Here is an 18,292-nt window from a genome sequence, read left to right as displayed (position 1 = left end):
AAAGGTTGAAAAAATAAATTTGAGGTAAAAGAGATGAAAACCAGAATAGCCCGCTTATTTGTTTTAATTGGCGTTTTGGCGCAGTTTGCCCTTGCCAAAGAAGCGGCCGTGCATCACGCCATCCACGCCCGCGTGTTTCCAATGGAGCAAACTATTTCCGTGGTGGATACGCTGACGCTGAATTTGGACCCGCCTGCCAGTTATGTGGAGTTTACTTTGCATTCTGCCCTGACGGTTAAAAATTTAACGGGCGGATTAACCCTGCAATTAATTGAAACAAACATTGTCGGAAGCGACCGCGGCATGGATGTGGAGGCGCCGGAGGTTTTAAAACGCGTGAAACAAAACCGTTACAGGCTGAAGGCGCCGCGGTCAAGAAAGTTACCGCGGCGTGTGGTGCTGGCCTTTTCCGGAAAAATTCATCACGAAATTCAGCAACTGGCCGAAGAGTATGCGCGCGGATTCAGCACCACCCCGGGCATCATCGATTCTCAGGGCGTTTATCTGTCTGGTTCCAGCGTCTGGTTGCCGCAATTCGACAAAAGGCTTGTTACCTTTTCGTTGACGGTAGAAGCGCCCGCCGGTTGGGATGTGGTCAGCCAGGGTAAACGCGCCACCCACCGGACGGTAGATGGCGCGCGTCAGGTGCGCTGGATTTGCGACAAACCCATGGAAGAGGTGTTTTTAATCGCCGCTAAGTTTGTCGAATACCAGCGCGATGTGGGAAAAGTAAAGGTCATGGCCTTTTTGCGTTCGCCTGATGAAGCGCTGGCCAATAAATATCTGGATGTGACCGGCCAGTACCTGGAAATGTACCGTAAGCTGATCGGAAACTACCCCTTCTGGAAATTTGCCCTGGTGGAAAATTTCTGGGAAACGGGTTACGGCATGCCTTCTTTTACTCTGCTTGGCCCGCAGGTCATTCGCTTCCCCTTCATTCTCCATTCTTCTTATCCGCACGAGCTGCTGCACAACTGGTGGGGCAATGGCGTTTATGTTGATTTTAAAGGCGGAAACTGGTGCGAGGGGCTAACCGCTTACCTGGCCGATCATCTGATTCAGGAGCAGCGGGGGCAGGGCGACGCTTACCGCAGAGCCACTCTGCAAAAATATACCGATTACGTTAACGAAACGAATGATTTTCCCCTGGCGCAATTTCTCTCCCGCCATGACGCGCCTTCGGAGGCCGTTGGCTATGGCAAATGCTTGATGCTCTGGGAAATGCTGCGTACCGATCTGGGCGATCGGTTATTTGTGAAAGGTTTGCGCCATTTTTATCACCATAACCTTTTTAAACGCGCTTCTTTTGACGATTTGCGCCGCAGCTTTGAAAAGGTAAGCGGCCGACTGCTACAATCCTTTTTTGATCAATGGGTAAAACGCAGCGGCGCGCCTGAATTATTGTTAGCAGAGGCAAGAGTACAGCAGAATAAAGATACCTTTGGTTTGCAATTGCAGTTACGGCAGGTTCAAAAGGAAGAACCCTTTCAATTGAATGTGCCGATTGCCGTTTATTTTGAAGACACCGTAGAAGTAAAAATGGCGGCGATGAATGAACGGCAAAAAGATGTAGAGTGGAGCTTTCAAAAAGAACCCGTAAAAGTGGCGGTTGATCCACAGTTTCAGGTTTTTCGCCGCCTGCATTACAGCGAAATTCCGCCCGCCCTTTCTAAAATTTTTGGCGCCGGCAAGGTGCTCATTGTTCTACCCGATGGCTTAAGCGCAGATAATCCTTACGTTAAGCTGGCCAACATCTGGTCGGGCAGCAAAAGCAAAGACGTGCAGGTTAAAGCGGCCTCAGAAGTAAACGAGCTGCCAGATGATCGATCCGTGTGGGTCTTTGGCGACGACAACCCGTTTAAGAAAGAGATCAAAACAGCTTTAAAAAATTATGACGCTCAAATCAAAGCCGATCGTGTGCAACTGGAAAAATTTGATCTTCCGTTAGCAAACAACAGTTTTGTCATTACCGTGCGCCATCCTAAAAATCGTCAGGCGGCGCTGGTCTGGCTGCGCATCGGCAATCCGCAGGCGGTTAAGGGGCTGGCGCGCAAGCTGCCCCATTACGGCAAGTACAGCTACCTGGCCTTTAGCGGCGCCGAGCCCACCAACATTGCCAAAGGTCAATGGCCCATCATAAATTCGCCATTACAAAAGACGCTAAACGATAAAAAACTGCCGCAGAATGTGCGTTTGAAAAAGCGTCCTGCGCTTGCTCAGTTGACTCCGTTGTTTTCTGCAGAGCGCATGTTGCAAGATATTCGTTATCTGGCCAGCGAAGAGCTGGAAGGGCGCGGCCTGGGCAGCGAAGGCCTGGAAAAAGCCGCCCGGTACATCGCCGAACAGTTTAAAAAGGCCGGGCTGCAACCCGGCGCGGATGACGGCACTTATTTTCAGGTATGGCCGGAAATTGTTGACGACCAAGGTAATAAAGCGTCGGTTAAAAATATCATCGGTCTCATTCCGGGTACGGATCCCCACTTAAAAGATCAGGCGGTGGTGGTCAGCGCCCATTACGACCATCTGGGACGCGGCTGGCCGGATGTGCACCGTGGCGACGAGGGAAAGATTCATCCGGGGGCAGATGACAATGCCAGCGGCGTAGCGGCGCTGTTAGAGTTGGCGCGCGTCCTTGGCCAAAGCTTTAAACCGCAGCGCACGGTTATTTTTGTGGCCTTTACGGCCGAAGAGAGCGGACTTAAAGGCTCGCGCTACTTTGTTAAACATTATCGCCGTTTTCCGCCGGATAAAATTATGGCCGATTTAAATCTGGACACCGTGGGCCGTTTAAAGGACAATAAAGTGATGATTCTTAATGTGTCCAGCGCTAAAGAATGGCCTTATATTTTTATGGGCGTCGGACACGTGACAGGCGTGGATGCCCAGATAGTAACCCCGCCGCTGGATGCCAGCGACCAGGTAGCCTTTATTGAAGCGGGTATTCCGGCCGTGCAGATTTTTTCCGGGCCGCACACCGATTATCATCGTCCCAGCGATACGGTCGATAAGATCAATGCAGATGGGCTGGTTAAAAGTGCCACATTAACGCGAGAAACGCTGGCGTACCTGAGCGCTGAACGCAAGGAGCCGCTGACGTTTACCGCAAAAAAGACCGCCGAAAAATCTGCCGCCGCCCATCAGGGAGGCAGAAAGGTGCGCACCGGTATTCTGCCGGACTTTGCTTTTGAGGGGCAGGGCGTTAAAATTAAAAGCGTTGACAAAGATTCACCTGCCGCCCGCGCAGGATTGAAGGCCGGCGATGTGATTGTGGCCCTGGGCAAACAACCGGTCGCCAATTTGAAGGATTACAGCGTGTTGTTGAAAAAACATCAGGCCGGCGATGTGATTGTTTTACAAATTAAACGCAACGGTGAACAGAAAGAAATCAGAGTAAAACTCGAAGAGCGCTAAACACTTTGCTATTTCCATTTTTTTGCAAAGTGGAAAGGCGGGATTGAAGCGCGACAAAATCCGCCTTTATTTCCGGGAAAAATGAGGGGGAATGGACGCCGTTCCCCCTATTTCTTAAACAGCTCGTCTTTTAAAAAAAAGATGCTTCAATAATTTTTGAGGGAACGTTCGGCAAGCGGAAAACTTTCTCTTGTTTAGTTTTGCGCTTTATTGTATCTTTTCAACAACGCAAAATTCAATGGGGGAGAGCAATGCGCACCAAACCGGATGAGAAAGCCCGGAAGATTTTACAGGCCGCCGTGGAAATCTTTGCTCAAAAGGGGTATCAGCAGGCCAAGATATCAGAAATCGCTAAAAAGGCCGGGGTTGCCCACGGCAGCGTTTACACCTATTACAAAAATAAAGAAGAATTGTTGTACCAGATGATCTCTGCGGTGTGGAAACAATTCAGTCAGAAACTGCACGAAATCAGCAAGGCCGCCGATCTGGACCCTCTGCAAAAGATCCGCAAAATGGTGGACGCCACGTTTGACGCTTTTACCGGCAATCCGCAGTTGGGCTTTGTGGTCATCAAAGAGCACAACGAATTGCGTAAAAAAGGGATTGACGCCTCAAAGGAAGAGTATTTGCATCTAACCAAAAGTTTTTGCCGCGTTTACGAACAGGGCGTTGCCGAAGGTTTTTTTAATCCGGGCATCAAATGCGAAACCTATTTTCATTTTGTGTTTGGCGGTTTGTACCACATCATTCACCGCTGGGCGTATGCTCCACCTTCCATAGACTTAGAAGAGGCGCGCGAGCAGGTTCAGCATTATGTGCAGCAAAGTTTATTGGGCGGTTAGTTCCCTTCCGTCAAATCCTTTACCAAACCGGCGTATTTGCGCTCAATTTTAAAACCAAAGCGGTAAAAATATTCAGGCCGGAAAAAGCCGGTGGTTACGTATTTAAAACCAGCGTCTCGCATGCGGTTGAAAAACTCCACCATCAAGCCTTCACTAATGCCCTTGCGGCGGTATTTGGCGGTGACCACAATTTTTTCCATGTGCGCGGTTTCTTCGTTTAGCATGGAATAGAACAGTCCGCCGATCACATAGCCGCGTTCCGAAACGGCAATTAAAAATCGGTGCTCTGGTTTAAAGACCACCGGTAAATTGGCTTCCAGAAAAATATTGTGCAAACGCGCGATCTCCTTGGGCGACATGGGCTTGCGCACATGAAAGCGGCGTCCGTCGTAATCTTCCATGGTCACCACCACATCGCTCTGCTGCACTCCGCTGGGCGAGGCGCTTAACCAGCCGGCCGAATCTTCCGGTTGCAAATGGGGATAGCCCAGGCGACTGAGGAAGAATTCTTCTTTTTCGTTCAGGTCGAACTGATTGCGCAGTTCAGAAAATAGTTTTAAACGCTCTTCGTGAGGAATGGCTTTTTGCGCGGCGCGTCGAATAATGTTTTTTAATTTTTTGCGCATTTCCGGAATGGAATCTTTGAACACTGTTTCCAGGTAAAAGCGAATGCGGATTTCCGGATAGCGCTTTTCGAATTTAGAAAGCTGATAGGTTTCGTACAGCTCGTTTAAGGTAAATAACTGGGCCGAAAAGTCGGCGCGCGGATTAAGGTTAATCCAGCGTCTGAATCGTTGAATGGCAAAGTAGAGGTTGCGCGGAATAAAACCGTCTTTTTCCACCTGGCGCAAAAAGGTTTTCAGGGCCTTTAAAAAGCCCTGTTCCTGAAGTTGCTCTGCCTGTTCATTAAGCAAAGCGCGCAGTTGTTCCAGAGCTTTACTTTCGCCTTCGGCGTCAAGAATTCCGCTAAAGATATAATGCCACAATTTTTCATCTTTTAAGAACGGATAGGCTGCGATCTGCGTTTCGACAAACTGCCGATAAAAATCGGCGATTAAGGCCAGCAGGCCATCGGATTTTTTTCGGTTGCGGATGGAAAAAATCCGCACGCCGGTTAAATAATCGTGCGCAGGGATCATGATATTCGCCGCGCTTTTGTCTTCAATTTCCAGCTGGTAGCCCGTACGACGCCAGAAGCTAATATGGGCGGAAATGCCCGACCAGACGAAGTGCGGCCAGAGAACTTTTAAACGTTGGCGAGAGTCCTGGTTGTTGCGGCGCATTAACTTGGAGATGTACACCTGCAGAGAATCGCCGGGAATGTACTCTTCGGTCCACAGATTAAATTCCCGCCAGAAGCCGCCAAACTCTTCCACCAGTCGGATGCCGCGGGCCGCCGCTCCGGCGTGGATGAGCCAGTTCATCTCTTCGCGGATGGTCTCGGTGGGCTGGTCGCGCTCCAGATTGATTACAAAATCCGCGCCGCCCTGAAAGCGCGTTTGAACGGAAACCCGATAAACGCTGTGCCCGGGTTCATGGAATAAGGTGCTGATCCACACTCCGCCAGGAGGGATGTCGTACAATCCTGCCAGAATGCCGTCTCCCAACAAAAACAACGCCTCTCTGATGATCGGGCGTTCGGTGATGGCTTTAAGTAGAAACGCCTTATCTTCGGCCGGAATATCTTCTTCAAAAATAACCACATCGCTCCAGCGGTACTCTTCGCCGGTTTCCACATCAATGGAAATTTTCTGGTTCTCGCCGATCCAGCGCCGAAAGCCTTCGAGTAACTTAATGCGCACCTCCGATGCCAGTTCGGCCAGACCGGGGATGTCTTTTCTCAATTGATATCTGACGATGCACTGCCGAATTTGTTTGTAATACATGGGATGTAGTACGCCGATTTGACCCAGTAAATGCAATAGCGGGGCAATGCCGGTCTGGCGGATCGCCATTCCGCCTTGCATTTTGTTGATCTCATTTTTAATCAGAGAATGAATCCCCTGCAGAACCTCTACATCGACTTCCAGTTTGTCCGCCACTTCGGCAATAAAGTCCGGCGTTAAAAAACGAAAATTGAAATCCACATAGCGCGCCAGGTAATCTTGAAATGCCCATCCTTTAAACAGGGAAAGCCCCAGGCGGAACATCTGTTGCAAGGCAGAAACGCTCCACACATAACGCGGGTAGCCGATGATTTGCCTGAGTAAGGCGTACAGCGACTGCTGCGGATCATCTAAAATGATTTTTAAATAGGCAATGCCCTTTTCAATGGCTGCTTCATCTTCGCTTTGAATATGCAGCAGGGCCAGATGGACGCCGTTTAAGCTGACCTCTTTCAATGTATTAAGATGAAGGAACTCTTCCTGTTCCCTGGCGGTCAGGTCGATGGGGTGATAATAGCGAACGATTTGCAGGGATTCGCTAAAATTATCCAGCCGGTACCAGTGAAAGATTTCTTCTCCGGTAAATTCGATGATGGCGCGGTTGCCCAGCCAGTACAGGGGGTTGGAGAACACGATTTGCAGGTCGATAAAGGGCCTGGTAAAGCGGTAAACGTAATTACCGATTTGCAAAAGGTCTTGGTCTATGCGCTGCAGGGGCAAAACGCGGCCATATTCAGGCACAATCATTCCGTTTTCGTCCAGTTGAATATCTTTAACCAGATAGCTCTTTTCGCGCAGAAACCAGTTTGGAATTTGCAAGGTTAAGCCCTGCCATTTAAAATCGATAAAGCTCTGTTCGTACATGGCTTCGATTAAATGCGCAAAATTTTTTTCGATGACACGGCGCTTAAAGGTTCCTTTGGGAGTTAATTCGCCATGCTCGGCTGAAAAAGGGCGGTCAACAATTCTAAAATCGACAATTCGTTCAAAGGGCGCCAGAAAATTGTTGACCGTAACCACCAGAGAAGAGAAAAAGTCGTGGAGTTCTTCTGCATTCATTTGTCGCAAAGGATTATCCGCTCCCTCAAAATTAGGATAGATGAGAACCGTGTTAAAGGGCCGGTTATCGCCCACCAGAAACACCTGCTTCACAAACTCTGAATCGTAAAAGAAGTTTTCGATGCGCTGCGGCGCGATGGTTTCGCCGCGGATGTTTTTGTAAATCTCTTTTTTGCGATCGATGATTTCAAAATACCCATTGGGCAGACGGCGCATAATATCGCCGGTCGGGAACCAGCCGTCCACAAAGGGTTGTTCGCGGTGGCCGTAGTAGCCGATCATTACGTAAGGGCCGCGAATTAACAGTTCGCCGTCTTTCGCCAGTTTTGCTTCGATGCCGGGCAGCGGTTTACCCAGCGTATTTTCCACATAGTTGCCAGGTTCGGTCATGGTAATACCGCCGGTGGCTTCGGTCATGCCAAAGCCGCTGAGCAGTTCCACGCCATTGCGCTGAAAAAAGCGAAAGATGGCCGGATCCAGATAGCCGGCGGCGGAAAGCCCCCAGCGCAATTGGCCGCCGGTTACTTCTTTTAATGTTTTAAGAATAAGCCGTTCGTCGTCCAATTCTACATCCACGCGTCGGGCAATGTATTCGTACAGTTGCATCCACTTTTTAGGAATGCTGATGAATATGGTGGGCCTGACCAGTTGCATGTTGCGCACCAGGGTGTCGATGGCCGGATTTTCCATAAAATAATATTCGGCGCTCCAGAAAACAGCGCCCATCATCTCCAGATAGCGGCCAAAGGTGTGAAAGAGCGGCAAATAGGAAAGGAAGCGATCCTGCGGCCCGATTTCCGGCAGGGCCATGGCGCGGCAAAAGCGTTTGTAAATAATATTCAAATGGGAGAACATGATCCCCTTGGGCTCGCCGGTCGTTCCCGAGGTGTACATAATGGTCGCCAGGTCGCGCGTTGTAAAACTCTCTTGCCGGGCAACGACCTGATCGTCGCTGATGTTCATGCCCATTTGAATTAATTGCGTCTGAGAAAGAATCCGTTCTTCTGTGGGCTGTTCTTTAATCATTACGATTTGATCGACATGCCTCAGCTCCCTGCGCACCTGGTTGACGATTTCCAGTTGTTTGTGCCCGGAGATCAAAAGGATTTTAGCTCCGGTTTGATTCAGAATAAAAGCCACCTGATGGCCTACAGAATTGGCCGGAATCATCACATTGACCAGGCCGCTGGACAGGCAGGCCAGGTCTAATAAGGCCATCTCCAGACTGTTTTCCATGAAAAAGGCCACCGTCGGACGTCCCTGTGGCACGGAACCGCCAAGAGCCAGCAATCCGCGGGCGTATTGTAAAATGCGTTCCCTGACGGTCGCAAAGCTGTAGCGAACCACGTTTTCGCCGCTGATCAAGGCAAAAATGGTTTTATCTGCATATAATTGAAAACGCTGGCGTAAAAGGGGAGCGATGGTAAAATTGCTCTTTTCAATCAACTGCAAAATCAGCTCTTCCCAGGGTTGAGTTTGCTTGATCTGCTTTAGAAAAGCGGGCTGGCGAAATAATTCCAAATAAAGGTGGATGATTTTTCGCGCCTCGTTCTGCAAATCGCCACTGACCGTTAGCAGATGCCGGCCGAGTAATAAAAAGGTCTGCTCAGGCATTTGGGCTGTGAACGAGCCTGCAAGGCCTGTTTTGAAGATGATATCAAACAATTCGTTTAACTCTAATAAAACTTCGCGCTCATTAAAAGCGGAAGAACGAACCAGGGTATGTATTTGTTTTTCGAAGCGTTTAATAGCCCGTGGCCATTCTTCCGCTTCCATGGCTAATTCACCCGCTGAAAAGAGTTGTTTTAAACGAGAAATATCTGTCGGTTTATTTTCCGCCATTGTTTTCACCTTTTGATTGTTTTTTTAAAATTTAGGCAATTTTTAGCGCGGGTCAAATGAATGTGCAAACAGGAAGTAAAGATGTAAGAAAAAAGATTGTTGATTGGTAAGCCAGACCGGAAAGAAGTCTCTGTTACAAACCAGGGCAGCGCAGCCGCTGCAAAAAAACGAGCCACCAAGAGCGCAAAGAAGTCACAAAGGGCGCAAAGAATGTTTTAAATTAAAGATAATTTCCATTGCCCTCGCACACGGCGCTTACTGGGGCTGTCCCAAAAGTCAAAGACAATGTATTTTTATAAAGTTTTTCTTTCCCTCACCCCCTTTAATTCCCCCTTCTCCCGAAAATCGGGAGAGAGGGGCAGGGGGTGAGGGCTACTGTAAGATTTTTCCTGTCTTTGTATAATTTTTCATTAGATGTCGCTTTTGAGACACCCTCAGCAAATCGAATTCACGCTCAGCGGTCTTTATTTAACACTGACAGCAATCTATTCGCTGCGTCATGACAGGCTGATGACTCTTCACCCCTACAACCATGGTTGACAGTCATCCTGCCTGCACAGGATTCGCAGTGACAAACCGCTGACTATTCAACCATTCAACTAATCTTCTCTGCCCGCCGCCAGAAGGCCTAATTTCCTGTTGTGTCTGCCGGCGCGGGCTGAGGTTTAGGTTTGACGTCGATCTTTACATTAATGGAGGCTTCTTCCTGCCCGTCGCTGACTTTTATCACAAAGCTGTGCGCGCCCACCTGGCCGTCGTCTGGCGTCCAGGTAAAATTCCCTGAATCGTCTATTTTAGCGCCGGAGGGCAGATTATCGCCAGAGAACTTTAAGGCGTCGCCATCCGGATCGCTTCCGTTAAACCGCAGCTGAATTGCTTCTCCTGCCTGCGCTTCGTTGCTGGTCGGTCCATTGATCGTTGGCGGTCGATTAACATTTTGCACGCTTATGACAACGGTTTGTTTTACTTCGCTTTCGCCGTCGCTGACGGTAAAGACTACCTGGTGTTCGCCCTGCTGATCGAAATTCGGCTTCCAGACAAAGGTTTGCGTGGCGGGATCAAAGTTTGCGCCGTCCGGCAGATTTTGCGCGCTAAATTTTAACTCCGTGCCGGCATCGGGGTCTGATGCTGAGATGGTAAAACGCAGTTCTTCGTTTTCTTTAACCTGCTGCGCGCCGATTTCATTAAACACCGGCGGGCGATTGACGTTTTGTACGGTGATTTTTATTTCTTTGCTGACGGTGGTGTCGCCGTCGCTTACGCTAAAGGTTACAGCGTAAACACCGGCCTGTTCAAACGTTGGCGTCCACTCGAACGTCCCATTGTCGGCGTTAAATTGCGCTCCTTCCGGCAGATTTTGCGCCTGCAGCTGAAGCGTAGTTCCCGCATCCGGATCGCTGGCCGTTACCGTAAAGCGCAGGCGTTCATTTTCTTTAACCTGCTGATCGGTCAAAGCGGTGAACTGAGGCGGACGATTGACATTCACCACTTCAATGGGCACCGAAACGCTGGTCTCTTCTTTACCGTCAGTCAGTTTAAAGGTAACCTGGTAGTTTCCGGCCTGCTCAAAGGTTGGCCTCCAGGTAAACATTTGACTGGCCGCATCAAATTGCGCGCCTGTGGGTAAACCTTCCGCCGAGTAAGTCAGGGTGTTGTCGGTGTCTTCATCGCTGCCAGTTACTTTAAAACTGAGGGTTTGATTTTCAAAAACTTTTTTCGCTTCAATGGGCTGTAATTGCGGTGGGCGATTCAAGTCATCGATGGTCATCGATACGCTCTGTTCGGCAAATAAGCCGCCGCTGTCCGTTACTTTAAACTGCAAATTGTACGCGCCGGCCTGCAAAAAGTTTGGCGTCCAGCTAAAGGCTCCGCTCTGCGCGTCCAGCACGGCCCCTTCCGGCAGGTTGGCGCAACTGTAAACCAGCTTGCCGTCATCCTCTTTATCCGGATCGCTGCCTTTTAACTGAAAGGTGATCGGCGAATTTTCCACGCCCTGAATCGGGGGGATTGGCTCCAGAGATGGCGCGCGGTTCACATGATTCACTGTAATGCTGAACTGCTTTTGATCGGATAAATTGCCGCTGTCGGTGACTTTAACCGTGATAGCCGAATAAACGCCCGATTGTTCAAAGGTGGGCGTCCAGGAAAAGACAGCGTTGGTGGAGTCAAAGGTCATGCCCTGGGGTAGATTCGTCGTGCTAAAATGTAATTTACCTTCATCTTCTTTGTCCGGGTCTGTGGCTGTTACGGCTAATTGCCAGGGCTGATTTTCGTCGATGGTTTGATCTGCAATGAGTTGTAAAACCGGCGGACGATTGACGTGATTTACCGTAATTTGCAAAGGTTGCTCCACGGTAAATTCGCCGTCCGTAACCTGAATGGTCACTGTGTAAACGCCTGACTGCTCGTAGGTCGGCGTCCAGCTCAGGGTCAGGGTGTTTGGGTCAAAGCTGGCGCCTTGCGGCAAATTGAGCGCCGTGTATTTTAACTTTCCTTCGTCTTCTTTGTCCGGATCCGTTGCCGGAATCAACTGAACGTTCAGCGGTTGATTTTCATCTACAACCTGCGGCGGCTGTTCGGCAAAAACCGGCGTCCGGTTTACATGATTGACCGTAATGGGCACGGTCAGCGTATCGCTTAAACCGGCAGGATCCTGAATGGTAAACGATACCTGATACACGCCCGATTGTTCAAAGGTCGGCGTCCAGTTGAATTTCCCGCTGGCCGGATCGAAAACGGCGCCTTCGGGCAGATTCAGGGCATTTAACGTTAATTTGCCGGTATCTTCTTTATCCGGATCGGAACCGGCGACCGTAAATGTTAGCGGTTGATTTTCATCCACCGTCTGCGGCGCGAGTTCGGCCATAACCGGCGGACGGTTGACATGGTTTACGGTGATGGTTGTGGATTGGCTGTCGCTTAACCGGCCGTCACTGACCGTAAAAGTGATTTTGTAAACGCCGGACTGGTCGTAGGTAGGCGTCCAGCTAAACTGATTGCCTTCCAGCAGGGCGCCTTCTGGCAGGCCGTCGGCGGTGTAAATTAATTTCCCCTGGTCCTCCCGATCCGGATCGCTGCCCTGCAGCTCAAAGGTCAGCAATTGATTTTCATCGATTACTTTGGCGGGAATTTCAGCCAGCGCCGGCGGACGATTGACATGATTTACCGTAATGGTTACCGCTGCCGTATCGGTTAGGCCTGAAGGATCGTGAATGATAAAAAGCACATCGGGATAAACGCCGGACTGCTCAAAGGTTGGTTTCCATTTAAATAAATTGGAATCGGGGTCAAACGTGGCGCCTTCAGGCAGATTTTCGGCCGTAATTTGTAAACGACCGAAATCCTCACGGTCAGGGTCTTCGCCGGAAACCGTAAATTGCAACCACTGATTTTCATCCACGGTTTTGTCGCCCACGGCGGCAATAACCGGCGGACGGTTGACATGGGTAACGGTAATATTGACCGTAATCGAATCGCTCAGGGCGCCGGCCGTGAAAACAAATAACAAGTCTTTGTAAACGCCAGACTGCTCAAAGGTTGGCTTCCACGAAAAGGTAGCCGTTGCCGGATCGAATGTTGCGCCTTCCGGTAAATTATAAGCGGCGTAACTCAAAGCGTTTTGATCTTCTTTATCCGGATCGGAACCATGCAAGGTAAAGGTTAACAATTCGTCTTCATGGACCGTTTGATCCGGAACCTCGGCCAGGGTCGGCTTACGATCCACATGATGTACGGTAATAACAGTGGCTTCTCTGGCAAAAGCGCCTGCAGGATCGTACACTGTAAAATCAATGGGGTACTCGCCGGACTGCTCGTAAGTGGGTTTCCAGGTAAAGACGCGCGTCTGCGGATCGAAGGTCGCTCCTTCTGGCAAATTCTCCGCCGCATAAGTTAATTTACCGGCGTCTTCCTTGTCCGGGTCTTCGCCTTCCGGAATCGTAAAAGTAAGCGTTTGATTTTCATCCACTTCGTAGTCAGGAATTTCGGCGATGGTTGGCGGTCGGTTTACATGGTTCACTGTAATCCGAATGGTGTCGCTGTCGGTCAGCTGGCTTTGGGTGCGCTCGTGGGCTGTAATAACGATTGGTCCGTAAACACCGGATTGCTCAAAGGTCGGCCGCCAGCTAAACACACCGCTGATGGAATCGAACTGAGCGCCTTCCGGTAAAAATGAGAGCGAGTAAAAGATTGCGTCGTCATCAGGATCAAATGCCTTTACCTGAAAAGTTAAGGTCTGATCTTCGTCCACCACCTGATCCTGTATATCGGCCAGCACCGGCGGGCGATTGTAGCGCAATACCAGCGTTGCCGAGTCGGCCGCTGTATAAACATAAATGTCCTTTTTCAGAGCGTAGTAAATATGAGAATTGGATTTGTACTTACCGATCAAAAAAGGCTCGCGCGGATTTTGAACGTCCACAAATTGCAATTCTCTAAGCACGTCGTTGCCCACAAACACCGTTGAGCCGCTTTTGTAGGAGCTGTAGGCATAACCTTTTAAATTTACTGTACGGATGTGCTTTGGTTTGGCTGGCTGGCTGACATCCAGCACGGTTAAACCGGCGGGGCCGTTGGCGGCATAGGCGTAATTATCTTCAAAAAAGATGCTGCGCGTATATTTTAGCGCTTCAAGCTGGCCGCCTGTGGCCAGCGGTGCGGTGGGATCGGTAACGTCGTAAACCAGCAATCCTTTTCGTTTGTCAATGAGGTAGAGATAATTCTGGATTAAGCCGACGCCCCAGATGAAACCGCCGGTCTGGATCCTTCCGACAAGCTGCGGACTTTTGGGCTGCTGAACATCATAGATCATCACCCCGGAATCGGCCTCGGCAATGTAAACATAGGGCAGGTTGGCCGTCACCCAGTAAGACTCGGCTCGTGGGCGAATGCGGGAAATCTTTTGTGGCGCCGCAGGATTGGCGATGTCAATAATCCACACGCCGTCCAGGCGGCAGGACATAAAAGCCAGGGAGTCCGTTAAATACACATTTTGCGTGGGCGCAAGATTTTCCGGATAAATTACGGCAACCTCTTGCAAATTTTCAGGATCAGAGATATCCAGCACCTGCACACCAACATATTCATCCACCACAAAGAGATAATGATCTTTTATGGATAATTGTTTTAAGCCGTCCATGTATGGCGTTCCGTCTATGGCTTTGGGAGGGGGGAATTTGCTGATAAACTCGGCAGCTACTCTCTCCTGCGCCTGGATATGAGTCCAATTTAAAGCTAATACAAAAATAATTATTTTTTTAAGCAGATTACGAGCTTTCATATTTCGCGCTCCTTTTTAAGATATTGCTGAGGCATTGCAAACATGAGCAATATATATTTAATTGATTTTTAAATCAAGAAAACAACCTTTGTCAAAAAATAAAAGTAACAAGCTGACGCGCTCCTTTCATCCTCAACCAATCAAATGGTTATTTTCGAACCTAAATGTGTAATTCTTTAAATATTTTTCTGTTGATGATGTTATTCCGGCCGGACGGCGGTGTGGGCCAGAATCCCTGTAGAACCGGGGGGAATAGCAACTGCCGTTTATCCCTGATGGGCGGGAATGAAACTCTGATGATGTGGAGGAATTTCTGCTTGCGAGTCAAAGAGATGTTCGCTGGAATCCCTGCCTTTGCGGGAAGAACAATATAAACAAAAAAAGGCCGACGTGCGGCCTTTTTAAGTCTTGTTTGCAAATTAAAAATTAAGCGGCTTCGATACCTAAAACTTCATTGATGGCCTGCTTTAAAGTGTCTTTTGGCAGAGCGCCAACGGCCATCTGCGGGCGATCATTCATCGGCACAAATAAAATCGAAGGGATGCTGCGAATGCCAAAAATGGCTGCCAATTCCTGCTCGACTTCGGTATCGATCTTGTAAAAATCAACTTTGCCCGCATATTCTTCAGACAACTCATCTAAAATGGGCGAAACGATTTTACAGGGCTGGCACCAGTCCGCGTAAAAATCGATGATACACGGCTTATCGCCTTCATATTTCCAGTCCTGATTTTCTTCGTAATTGAAAACCTTTTTCAAAAAATCTTCTTTGGTTAAATGTTGAACCATTTAAAACTCCTATTGGTTAGATAAACACTATTGTAAACTATTTTAATTAAAAAATTATTTCTGTATTCGATGCATGAGCGTTAAGAAAGATACGGATTAGCAAATAAAATTTTAAAAGAACATATACCATTAGCATGGAACAAATAATCTAATAACACAAGTGAATAAATCCAAAAATTATTTTGACGGCATTAGCAACAACCAGATAAACTTAAGCAGACACGATTTTGCTATTAAAAAGAAATCATCAATCGCAAAGGCGCAAAGAATGTTAAAAATTAAAAATAGTTTCTTGTTTGCCGTAATTGCCCTCACCCATTCTCCAAGAATGGAAGTCTGGGAGAGTGGACGCTGAGCGTGGGCGGTTATTTCCAACGGTGCAAGGGATTTCCGTGCTGGCCAGTTTTTCGCAAAAGCGGGAATAAATGACAGGCTGGCGACTAATCAATTTGAACCATGATTTACTTGATTTCGGGATTTCCATGATTTGCTTTTTGAGCTTACAAAATTTCGTCTTAAAATTGAGTGTGAACTTTCACGAGCAAAAAAAATCAGGTTAATCCTGTAATCATATTAATCAAGGTTCAAAAATTATCACTAATCATCTAGGGCAGCACAGCCGCAACCACAATATTTTGCAGGGATTTAAGCAACCACAGAGAGCGTAGAGAAGTCGCAAAGGGCGCAAAAAATGAAAAAAATAGTTTCTTGTTTGCCGTAATTGCCCTCACCCATTCTCCAAGAATGGAAGTCTGGGAGAGTGGACACTGAGCATGCGCGATTGCTTCCAACGGTGCAAGTGATTCCCGTGCTGGCCAGTTTTTCGCAAAAGCGGGAATAAATGACAGGTTGGCGGCTAATCAATTTGAACCATGATTTACTTGATTTCGGGATTTCCATGATTTGCTTTTTGAGCTTACAAAATTTCGTCTTAAAATTGAGTGTGAACTTTCACGAGCGAAAAAAATCAGGTTAATCCTGTAATCATATTAATCAAGGTTCAAAAATTATCACTAATCATCTAAGACAGCACAGCCGCAACCACAATATTTTGCAGGGATTTAAGCAACCACAGAGAGCGTAGAGAAGTCGCAAAGGGCGCAAAAAATGAAAAAAATAGTTTCTTGTTTGCCGTAATTGCCCTCACCCATTCTCCAAGAATGGAAGTCTGGGAGAGTGGACGCTGAGCATGGGCGGTTATTTCCAACGGTGCAAGGGATTCCCGTGCTGGCCAGTTTTGCGCAAAAGCGGGAATAAATGACAGGCTGGCGACCATTCAACCAATCAACCATTCAACTATCCAACTCTTACGCTTTAACTTTTGGGTTGAGAAAGCAGTTTGTCCGGGCTCGATTGTAGAATGCTTTCCAGATCGGATTGGCCGTTAAAGTATTCGCCAAAGTTATCGATCAGTTGTTCTATTAAAAAATGCGATTCTTTTAAGAATCGTTCTGCCGCGCAACCGCGCCGATTGCATCGACGACAGGGCACGCTTAATGTACAACCAATCTGCTTTTTGTAATCGGTTTCCAGTTCAACAAGAGCTTCTTTAAAATCTTTAATAAAGTTTTGATTTCGGTCGTACAGACGCGCCAATTTCAGAGTTTTGCGCTGAAGCATTTCCGACAGGTCCTTAATGCGACCCAGGTAGATGCTTAAAGCGCTTTGCCAGATTTTATGCGCCTTTTGACGAATGTTGCTTTCCACGTCTTCGGACGTGCCCGGGCGCAGGGTTAAATGGTGAAGATCTTTTAGATTTAGAATCTCTTCAATGCTGTCATTAACATATTCCAGTTCGGTTAGAGTGCGGGCGCTGGTTTCGTAATAGATGGTATCGATCCAGCCCTGGAATACGCCTTTGATGCTGGAGGTGACATCGCGCAGCGTGTTCAACTCGGAGTTGACCGTATGTTCCAGCCTTTCTTCGTATTTATTGATCTGTTTGTTGACAAATTCCAGGGAGTTTATGACGCCTCGAAAGTCGTTGATTTTGTCGTAGCCTAATGATTGAAAAATAATATCGATATAGGCCTGAACCGTTTTTTCCATTTCGTGGAGGGCTTCTTTCAGACGTTTGGTTTCCAGCAAGCGCAGCTCCTGTACTTTGTTGACAATGTTCTCGTCAAAATGATTGTCCAGAATGTGGATGATTTCCACGAATATTTTGCGCGGTGTGGTAATATCGCGGGCAATTTCCAGAATATCTTCAACCGAAAGGATTTTACTGGCCAGCGCTCTGATTTCCGAATCCTTATCGATATGGCAGTAGGCTAAGATCAAAATGTTGCTGAAGTTGGCCAGGTCTTCGGCACAATCTTTAACGATATTTAACCGTTTGCGCATCAGTAATTTCCACAGGTACTCGTTGTGGGGCAGGAAGATGCTCGGATCGTTGGAATAGCGCAGGTTGCCCGTTTGCCGTCGTTTTTGCAGGATTTCTAACAAGAAAGTAATGGCTTTAAACTGTTGCAGAGCGCTTTCAAAATAGGAAGCATTCATCGCCGCAAAAATGACGCGTTTCAAAACTTCCTGGTCAACGCGGCGCAAGGTGTTAAAAACCGTGCGTTTAAGCAGCGATTCTTCTTTATAAAGAAAGGGCAGAATGGCCTCAACATTCTTTGGCGCTGCCGGGTGGCGCACCAGGCGTTGCAGTAAAGACAATTTGAGAATTTGATCTTTTTTGCGGTTCAGCGCCTGCCGGGCAAGACGCAAAAAATGTTCGTCCCGCCGTCCGCGTCCCCGTTTTTGCAGTAATTGAATGTAGCGCACCAGCATGGTTAGTGAAATGGCCGGATTGTTTAATACCTCGACAAAAACTTCGGGATCGTCTTCGAACATTAGTAAAATAAATATGTTGTGCTTGGACTCGTTGCGCGCAAAGGCTTTACGTTCCCGTTTTCCGAATCCCAGCACATCCTGGTATTTGCCGACCAGCTGCCAGTAGGTGGATTGATAGACGATGTTTCTGACCTCTTCGTGTTTATCGTGCGCCAGCACATTTAAAATGGCGGGGAAGTGGCAATTGGCGGCGATCAACTTTTTAGAAAGGATGACTTCGTCTTCCGCTTTGTCGAACTGCAAATAGATGTGCGTGGGGATGGGCGGCGTTTTGCGAAAATAGCGCTGCATAATATAATTGAAATAATGAACCTCGTTCTTGAATTTGAATTTACCTACTTTCATCA

At 48.1% G+C, this 18,292-nt stretch carries 7 protein-coding genes; 3 read left to right on the top strand and 4 right to left on the bottom strand.

Annotated elements, in window-relative coordinates:
* The first annotated feature begins 33 nt into the window (after positions 1-33).
* Positions 34-3,411: a M20/M25/M40 family metallo-hydrolase gene (locus Cabys_RS15630; protein WP_006927101.1), complete on the top strand. Its 3,378-nt coding sequence runs from the start codon at positions 34-36 to the stop codon at positions 3,409-3,411.
* 251 nt (positions 3,412-3,662) lie between these two features.
* Positions 3,663-4,253 (top strand): TetR/AcrR family transcriptional regulator, encoded by a 591-nt coding sequence (locus Cabys_RS15625; protein ID WP_006927100.1) that lies wholly within the window; start codon positions 3,663-3,665, stop codon positions 4,251-4,253.
* Here Cabys_RS15625 and Cabys_RS15620 read toward each other — a convergent pair.
* The 3 genes from Cabys_RS15620 to trxA all read right to left on the bottom strand — a co-directional run bounded on the left by Cabys_RS15620 (position 4,250) and on the right by trxA (position 15,107).
* The gene (locus Cabys_RS15620; RefSeq protein WP_006927099.1) at positions 4,250-9,040 is read right to left on the bottom strand and encodes a GNAT family N-acetyltransferase; all 4,791 of its coding nucleotides are present in this window, start codon (positions 9,038-9,040) and stop codon (positions 4,250-4,252) included. The two genes, Cabys_RS15625 and Cabys_RS15620, sit on opposite strands and share 4 nt — an antisense overlap.
* A gap of 628 nt (positions 9,041-9,668) precedes the next feature.
* Positions 9,669-14,318 (bottom strand): putative Ig domain-containing protein, encoded by a 4,650-nt coding sequence (locus Cabys_RS15610; RefSeq protein ID WP_006927098.1) that lies wholly within the window; start codon positions 14,316-14,318, stop codon positions 9,669-9,671.
* Between the two features lie 426 nt (positions 14,319-14,744).
* Positions 14,745-15,107, bottom strand: coding sequence for a thioredoxin (gene trxA / locus Cabys_RS15605; RefSeq protein WP_006927097.1), 363 nt, complete (start codon positions 15,105-15,107; stop codon positions 14,745-14,747).
* A gap of 160 nt (positions 15,108-15,267) precedes the next feature.
* On the opposite strand from trxA, the gene Cabys_RS19895 reads away from it, so the two are divergent.
* Entirely contained in the window at positions 15,268-15,462 is a 195-nt protein-coding gene (locus Cabys_RS19895; RefSeq protein ID WP_150125343.1) for a hypothetical protein, read from the top strand.
* A gap of 959 nt (positions 15,463-16,421) precedes the next feature.
* Here Cabys_RS19895 and Cabys_RS15595 read toward each other — a convergent pair.
* Positions 16,422-18,290 (bottom strand): hypothetical protein, encoded by a 1,869-nt coding sequence (locus tag Cabys_RS15595; RefSeq protein WP_006927096.1) that lies wholly within the window; start codon positions 18,288-18,290, stop codon positions 16,422-16,424.
* Positions 18,291-18,292: the final 2 nt, after the last annotated feature.

Origin of the sequence: Caldithrix abyssi DSM 13497 (genome assembly GCF_001886815.1) — a bacterium.
GTDB classification, from domain to species: domain Bacteria; phylum Calditrichota; class Calditrichia; order Calditrichales; family Calditrichaceae; genus Caldithrix; species Caldithrix abyssi.
This window is presented reverse-complemented; position numbering and strand designations above follow the sequence as displayed.

Excerpts from the sequence above, each read along its gene's own strand:
- Cabys_RS15610 (WP_006927098.1), bottom strand. The coding sequence starts at position 14,318 with ATGAAAGCTCGTAATCTGCTTAAAAAAATAATTATTTTTGTATTAGCT.
- trxA (WP_006927097.1), bottom strand. The coding sequence starts at position 15,107 with ATGGTTCAACATTTAACCAAAGAAGATTTTTTGAAAAAGGTTTTCAAT.
- Cabys_RS15625 (WP_006927100.1), top strand. The coding sequence starts at position 3,663 with ATGCGCACCAAACCGGATGAGAAAGCCCGGAAGATTTTACAGGCCGCC.
- Cabys_RS15620 (WP_006927099.1), bottom strand. The coding sequence starts at position 9,040 with ATGGCGGAAAATAAACCGACAGATATTTCTCGTTTAAAACAACTCTTT.
- Cabys_RS15595 (WP_006927096.1), bottom strand. The coding sequence starts at position 18,290 with ATGAAAGTAGGTAAATTCAAATTCAAGAACGAGGTTCATTATTTCAAT.
- Cabys_RS15630 (WP_006927101.1), top strand. The coding sequence starts at position 34 with ATGAAAACCAGAATAGCCCGCTTATTTGTTTTAATTGGCGTTTTGGCG.